The organism is Microcoleus sp. w1-18aA5, assembly GCF_036701705.1.
In the GTDB taxonomy this organism is placed as follows: domain Bacteria; phylum Cyanobacteriota; class Cyanobacteriia; order Cyanobacteriales; family Microcoleaceae; genus Microcoleus.
In genome coordinates, this window is record NZ_JAUPTE010000047.1 from 41840 (window position 1) to 49018 (window position 7179).

The 7179-nt window shown below is 45.4% G+C and carries 8 protein-coding genes; 3 read left to right on the forward strand and 5 right to left on the reverse strand.

Annotation, left to right across the window (positions count from 1 at the left end):
• Window positions 1-165: 165 nt before the first annotated feature.
• The 3 genes from Q5691_RS17600 to Q5691_RS17610 form a co-directional block, all read right to left on the reverse strand.
• The gene (locus tag Q5691_RS17600) at window positions 166-1431 is read right to left on the reverse strand and encodes an NAD(P)/FAD-dependent oxidoreductase (protein ID WP_445305835.1); all 1266 of its coding nucleotides are present in this window, start codon (window positions 1429-1431) and stop codon (window positions 166-168) included.
• A 24-nt stretch (window positions 1432-1455) separates the two neighbouring features.
• On the reverse strand, window positions 1456-1614 hold the full coding sequence (gene rd / locus Q5691_RS17605) for a rubredoxin (protein ID WP_333227106.1): 159 nt from the start codon (window positions 1612-1614) through the stop codon (window positions 1456-1458).
• A 252-nt stretch (window positions 1615-1866) separates the two neighbouring features.
• A complete protein-coding gene (locus Q5691_RS17610) occupies window positions 1867-2634 on the reverse strand; it encodes a ChaB family protein (protein WP_333214027.1) in 768 nt (255 codons plus the stop codon).
• 595 nt (window positions 2635-3229) lie between these two features.
• Between Q5691_RS17610 and Q5691_RS17615 the strand changes: the two genes are divergently transcribed.
• The 3 genes from Q5691_RS17615 to Q5691_RS17625 all read left to right on the forward strand — a co-directional run bounded on the left by Q5691_RS17615 (window position 3230) and on the right by Q5691_RS17625 (window position 6558).
• Window positions 3230-3919 (forward strand): polysaccharide deacetylase family protein, encoded by a 690-nt coding sequence (locus tag Q5691_RS17615; protein WP_333214031.1) that lies wholly within the window; start codon window positions 3230-3232, stop codon window positions 3917-3919.
• A 4-nt stretch (window positions 3920-3923) separates the two neighbouring features.
• Window positions 3924-4910 carry a DUF6263 family protein gene (locus Q5691_RS17620; protein WP_333310809.1) on the forward strand — a complete coding sequence of 329 codons (987 nt, stop codon included), beginning with the start codon at window positions 3924-3926 and terminating at the stop codon, window positions 4908-4910.
• A gap of 166 nt (window positions 4911-5076) precedes the next feature.
• Window positions 5077-6558, forward strand: coding sequence for an S-layer homology domain-containing protein (locus Q5691_RS17625; protein ID WP_333345941.1), 1482 nt, complete (start codon window positions 5077-5079; stop codon window positions 6556-6558).
• Window positions 6559-6629: 71 nt separating this feature from the next.
• On the opposite strand, the gene Q5691_RS27725 is transcribed toward Q5691_RS17625, so the two are convergent.
• Window positions 6630-6857 carry a transposase gene (locus Q5691_RS27725; RefSeq protein WP_445304853.1) on the reverse strand — a complete coding sequence of 76 codons (228 nt, stop codon included), beginning with the start codon at window positions 6855-6857 and terminating at the stop codon, window positions 6630-6632.
• A 13-nt stretch (window positions 6858-6870) separates the two neighbouring features.
• Window positions 6871-7179, reverse strand: a 309-nt coding sequence (locus Q5691_RS17630; RefSeq protein ID WP_333345944.1) for a transposase, incomplete at its 5' end; no start/stop codon positions are given.

Here is a 7179-nt window from a genome sequence, read left to right on the forward strand (position 1 = left end):
GTTAACTCCGCAAAACTGCGAATTGTGTCTACAAGCTGAAGTTGAAACACATTTGGTGCGCCTTAATTCAAAAATAACACAAAAGTTAATATTGGTAAGCCGATCGCGCGATCGCCACTCCCAAACCTTTATATAGCAAGTATCCCGCAATCTAAAATCTAAAATCTAAAATCTAAAATCGGATGGTTTGCCGATCGCGTTTCCGGCCAACCACGCCGTAGTCCAAGCACTTTGGAAGTTGAAACCGCCCGTCACGCCGTCGATATCCAAGATTTCGCCCGCAAAGAAAAGTCCGGGACAGCGGCGGCTTTCCATTGTCTTAAAATCGACTTCTTTGAGGTTGACACCGCCGCAGGTGACGAATTCTTCTTTAAATGCGCCTTTTCCGGCAATCTGATATTCGCCTTGAACGAGTTCTTGCAGGAGGCGATCGAGGGTTTTGTTAGATAAGTCGGCCCAGCGTTTTTGTTCATCAATCCCGATCGAACTTGTCAAACGTTCCCAGAGGCGGCGCGGCATCGGAAACGGACAGCTAGAAACAATCAATCGGTGCGACAACTGCGACTTAACTGCTAGCAGTTGCTGCCGCAAAACTTCCGCATTGTACTGGGGAAGCCAATTAATCAGCACAGAGGTTTTATAATGGCGATCGTGCAAAAATCTCGCACCCCAAGCCGAAAGTTTGAGTACAGCAGGCCCGCTTAAACCCCAGTGAGTAATTAGCAAAGGCCCGCTTTGTTCTAATTTAGCTCCCGGCAATTTCACCTTAGCATTAGGAACAGAAATTCCCGCTAAATCTTTGATTCTGCTATCGGAAATATTAAAAGTAAATAGAGAAGGAACGGGCAGTTCTACAGTATTACCCAACTCTTTTGCCCACTTATAACCCGATGGATTGCTGCCTGTAGCGAGAAGAATGCGATCGCACTTAAAACTCTCCCCCGACTTTAACTCAATTTCAAACCTAGGGGCGGTATCCCCCTGTTCGCCCTCTGCGGTGTTGCCCGTTAATTTCTTTACTGAAACTACTGCATCGCCAGTGCGAATTTTTACGCCTGCATCCTCAGCAGCCCGAATCAAACAGTTAACAATTGTCCCCGAATCGTCTGTGATGGGAAACATTCGCCCGTCTTCTTCTGTTTTCAATTTCACACCGTGACCTGCAAACCATTCTACAGTATCGCGCGGTTGAAATCGAGTAAAAGCACCGCGCAGAGCTTTCCCTCCTCTGGGGTAATTCTGCACTAAAACACCGGGGTCAAAACAGGCGTGAGTCACATTGCAGCGCCCGCCGCCAGAGATGCGAACTTTTGCCAGGAGTTGCCGGCCAGCTTCTAGTAAAGTGACGCGGGCCTGGGGGTAGGTTTTGGCACAGGTAATTGCACTAAAAAAACCAGCAGCACCGCCGCCAATGATTGTAATTTTGAGGATTTGATCGGACAAATTTTTTCTCGCTTATTCTGGTTCAAAATCGGATTTTGCCGCCCCGCAAGTGGGACAAACCCAATCGTCGGGGATATCTTCAAAGGGTGTACCGGGATCTATGCCTCCGTCGGGGTCGCCTACTTCTGGATCATAGACGTAATTGCAAACTGTACAAACGTATTTTTGCATTTGCTTAACTCAATTTTATATTGCAAGCCTATAGATTGTACTTGACAACGCAACTTAGTGCAATACCACTTTCAAAAAGTAATGCGGCTTTCGGCAATTCGGAAATTATTAAAAATTTAGTTTTTCAAAATTATAAAATATAAAATTTAATTAAGTCTTGCACAAATCTAAAATCTAAAATCGTCAAAGCCTCCAGAACCGCAGTTCTAGAGGCTTGATTGTATTTTTTATTAGTTGGCTGCGATGGGAAGACTAGACTTTTGCTAAAGGCTTAGTCCAAACGCCGTTTTCATCTTCTTCGTACTGCTGGTGAATGGCGTTCCAAGCCGTGTGTTCGGCTTGTATCGAGTCGTTGCTTTCATCAAATGCGGCGTTGTAGGATTCCATAAAGGTTTTTTGAGCAGCTTCCGACAGGTGCGATCGCACTTCTGGAGATAAGTCTGCCTGACTATTGCAGCGACCTTTGACGGCGCGCGGCAGCGTCATTTCGCTAATAGCTATCTCTTCGCCACCTGCACTTTCTAGCAAGAGTTGAAATTCGCCCGATTTATCTGCGGGAACTTCTGCCATCACGAGAAATTCGCCTGCTTCAACGCGGGTTTGATAGATAGTTGCTTTGTCTTCGGGCATTCCCAAAGCGACCAAAGCGGAAACTAAACCCGCACCCGCCGAACCTGCGATCGCCCCGCTAGCTGCACCCAACAGTACCGCACCCAGCGGGCCCGCCGATACTACTGCACCGACAAAGGGAATAAACAGCACGCCGACGCCTGTTAGCAAACCCAAAAAAGAACCGAATAAGGAACCAAAAATCGCCCCGCTTCGGAGACCGCCTAATATCACATCTTTTTTAGTAATAAAGCCGGCAATTTTAGTTTTAGATTGAAAGTTTTTTCCCATTACTGAGATGTGGTCGCGGGAAACTCCGCGATCTAGCAACCGCCGAATTACGCCGTCTAATTGTTCTTCTTCCTTAAATACGGCTGAAACTGTGCGTTCGGCTAAGTATTCCTCGGTCATTGTTCCTCCTTGATCGTTTCTCGATTAGTTATGCTGGTTTTTAGTATAGGAGGACGCTGTAGGGCGATCGCATCAACCGCGAGATAGAGGTCGATGCGATCGGATATAGTTTGAGGCTCTATCAAAAGAGTTAAAGTTGTTTTTAAGTGCGATTGCTCATCTATTATTCGAGATAGTTATTAAGATAATATATTTTTTTAATCTGGCTATCTTATTCTATTTTAAAGACTTGAGTTTTATCGTAACTTCCGATAGCAAGCGCTTTCCATCAGCTTTTTTTGCTGCTAGATTTGCCTCAATTTTGTCTGGCTTCGCCTAATATTAGGCTAGTAGACCATAAATTTGCGAACGAGTCAAATGCGGTTTTTAATTAATGATTTTTTCTGGAGTCAGCCCAGCATTAAAATCAATAGCAATATTTTTTACGGTAATTCGGGTTGTGGCAATGGGGGGCGCCAGTCGCAAGTTCCTGGCGTGCGGACAATTAGCCTTCCAATATCAATGCCAGTTGTCATATTTACCTCGATTGAGTTAACTTTATCCTATAGTAACGCAGCTTCATTTCTACCCGATCGCACTTTCGCAACATTAACCAATGCCATTAGCACCCCTGTTTCCTGTCGTTCATCCCATCCTCAAATCTGCTTTTCCCAGATGTCTGTGGACGGGAGATATCAACAGCCGAGAAATTGCTCTCACATTTGACGACGGGCCGCACCGTCAGCACACACCTCAACTTTTAAAAGTTTTAGATAAATACGACATCAAAGCTAGTTTTTTCTGGCTAGGTTTTTGCGTGGATCGGCATCCAGAAACGGCTAAAGAAGTGTACGATCGCGGACACTGGATCGGTCTCCACGGCTATCAGCATATATCGTTTCCAAAACTAAAAACCCACGAACTCAAACAAAGTTTAGAAGACACGCAGAAAGCAATTGCCAAAGCTTGCGATTTAGACCCAAAATTAATCCTGGACGTGAGGCCACCCAATGGCATTTTTACGCCGCGAACATTAGAGTTATTGCAACAGTGGGAATATCGCCCCGTAATGTGGAGTGTCGTCCCGGAAGATTGGGTGCGGCCGGGGGTGAGGAAAGTTATTAGTCGCATCGTGCAGCAAACTGAAAACGGATCAATTATTGTACTCCACGACGGCTATTGCGGCGGCGAAGATGTTGCAGCTTCTGCTGATAAAATAATTCCATTGCTTTTGTATAAAGGTTACAAATTTGTGACAGTCGATCGACTGTGGGAACAGGCTAACATTCAAATAACAGGAAATTAAATCCATGAAAAAAAGACAGTTTATTGCATCTCTTTGTTTGGTAAGTGCCGGATGGGCGATCGAGCTTTCTCCTGCTTCCCTAAGTGCTGAAACTCCACTTCTAGTGCAGCAGCCAGCCCCTGGCGTATCCGCACCTGCCGCCAACTCCAAAACCCCACAAGTGGAACTGCTAAATCCGGGAGTGGAACCACGACAGGAACTGCGTTTAAAACCAGCTATTGATGTCAAAGAAACAACTGTGATGACCGTAAAAATGGATATGGAAATATCCGCATCCGGTCGGTCTTCGCCTGGGGCTAAAATTCCAGTATCGATGATGACTTTCGAGACAAAAGTCACTAAAATCGATCCCAACGGCGATATTCACTACGAGTTTGCTTATACTAACTCAGATATCGCTGGCGATACTGGAAATATGCCGCCAGCCGTCCGAGATGCCATGCGTTCCGCACTCAAAAGCATGGTGGGAGTGAAAGGCTCTTTCATCATGGACAATCGCGGTTTTCATAAAGGAGGCGACATTATTTTGCCCGAAGGAGCTGACAACAACCTCAAACAAATGGTTCGACAAATGTCTAAATCTCTAGAACAACTAGCCTCGCCGCTGCCTGCCGAAGCAGTCGGAAAAGGAGCCAAATGGCGCGTTTCTTCTTCCTCTGATTTCAGTGGCATGAATGTGAATGAAATTGCTACCTATGAATTGGATAGCTGGCAAGATGGGGTTGTGTCTCTGAATGTAAGTATAGAGCAGCAAGCCAACCCCCAAAATCTTACCTCTCCCCAACTGCCTGCTGGAACTACCCTAACCCTAAAATCTTTTAGTTCTCAGGGTCGGGGAGCAGCCACAATGCGCTTGGATAGATTAAATCCTTTTCGCTCTACTGTGTCTATTAGTTCAAATAGCGAAATGAGTGGTAAAAATGCTGGCAGTTCTGAAGAATTAACAATCACAACAAAAATGGCGATGGAGATGACTTTAGAGTCGAAGTAAGCTTTATTATAGGAACTCGAAAAATTAGGGACACGGCAGTGCCGTGTCCTTGGTCGTCGGTAAATTTTTAATAAATGGTATTAAATCTGGTTAATATAGCTGATATTATATAAACAAAGTTTTCCAAAGTTTTGAACAACAATTTGTAAGTAGAGGAGTCTGTTCTATGATTCGATCGCACAGACGGCAAGCTATTATCGGTTTAGTGGTAGCCCTAGTGATAATCATCGGGAATTTAATGTTTCCGGGTCTGAATGTAACGCCGGCATTTGCTCAAGCTAAATTTAAGGATGTTAACAACCATTGGGCCCAAGCTTGTATTGAGGAGTTAGCAGAGAAAAAAATTATCAGTGGCTACTACGAAGACGGCAGTTTTCGCCCGAATCGCCCCGTCAGCCGCGCTGAGTTTGCGGCGATGGTTCGCATGGCTTTTCCCGATGCCAAAACCGTCCGCGCTCCGATCGACTTTGCAGATATTCCTACAAATTACTGGGGTTTTAAAGCAATTCGAGAAGCTTATCAGACGGGTTTTATGTCTGGATACAGTGGCAGTATCTTTAACCCGACTTTGAATATTACCCGCTGGCAGGCTTTGGTAGCTTTAACCAGCGGCTTGAAATATACACCTACGGGCTCGGCGGCTGAGATTTTGGATGCGACTTTTGAGGATGCGCCGCAAATTCCCGAACTAGCCAGAAGTGCGATCGCCGCCGCCACAGAAAAACAACTGGTGGTGAATTATCCGGCTGTTAAACAGCTAGAACCTACTCGGAATGCTACTCGCGCCGAAGTCGCAAGTTTTTTCTGTCAGGCGATCGCCAAACCCGGCCAAACTGCCTTAGTTCCTACCCAATATATCGCCCAAATTCCCCCGAATATTGGCCCGCCGAGAACAACAGAAACCTCGGAATCGGGGAAAGTTCGGGCGGAAGTTTCTTTCCTAAAAGAAGCAGAAAATGCTAAAAATCTCCGCATCAGAATTATCCGCGACGGTAAAACTTTATTAGAAGAACCAGTGCTAATTCCGACTCGTTCTCTAGTAGATAATCCCGACAAAAAAACCAGCGAAGAAATATCAGAAGGACGTTTTTTATCGCTGCGAATCCGTGATTTAGACGGGGACAAAGAACCGGAAGTGCTGGCAGATTTAGTCTCAACCAAAAGCGGTGTCCGCTGCTGCAATTATTCGTTTATTTACCGCTACGATTCGGGCGCTAACAAATACACTCATATCAAGCATTTCTGGGGCAATGTGAGTTACGAAATTGTCGATTTGGGCAAAAATGATATCCCCGAGTTTAAAAGTCAGGACGGCAGATTTTCCGAGGCTTTTACAAATTACGCTGATTCTCGCTTTCCGCTGCAAATTTGGCAGTACCGCCCAGGTAAAATGCAAGATGTTAGCAAACAGTATCCGGTAGAAGTATACACGAATTCTGCTGAGCTTTGGCTAGAATCTAACAAGCGTCTGAGTGAAAATGCGGAGGTGAAAGGGGTGTTGGCGGCCTTCATGGCGAACAAGTATGTCATGGGCCAGGAGGCGGAAGGTTGGCAGTTATTGGAGAGGGTTTATCAAGGACGCGATCGCACTCAATTCTTTGGGAAGTTGCGGGAGTTTTTGGTGAACACGGGTTATGCCAGTAAGTAGACTTCGAGGTTTTTAACCGCAGATGAACCCGGAGAAACGCTGATAATATCTGTAGATACTGTCTTGACCTGTCAAGGGGGAGCAAGTAAATAATTGGGGTCGAAAGGCTTTTGGGACTTTAAAATACCAAAAGCCAAATGCACCAATTTCCGCATCAAAGCACCAATTACCTGCATTTTGACCTTCCCACGACCCAATAATCGGTCACTCATAGCTTTCAACAAAGGGTTATAACGCATCGCCACTACCGCTGGCATATACAAAGCTTTTCGCAGTCGGACATTACCCGTACAAGACAAACGAGTTTTGCCCTTAACCGAAGTCCCAGAAGTACGTTCGCGGGCGTGTTAAACCAGCATAGGCTGCTAATTGACGAGCATTATCGTAATCAGAAACATCGCCAATTTCAGCTAATAATATAGAAGCTGTTAAATCTCCAATGCCAGGAATTGAATTCAACAGCTCGCGCTGTTGTTTTAAGTGTGGGTGTTGGTCAAAATGGTCACTAATCAGTTTTTTGATTAGTTGTTGTTGCTGTTTTAGATAGTCCAAATGTTCCTGGGTAAGGGCAGCAACTGTTGGCGTAGCTGTCTCCAAACGGTTTTGTTCGCTCGTCATCAT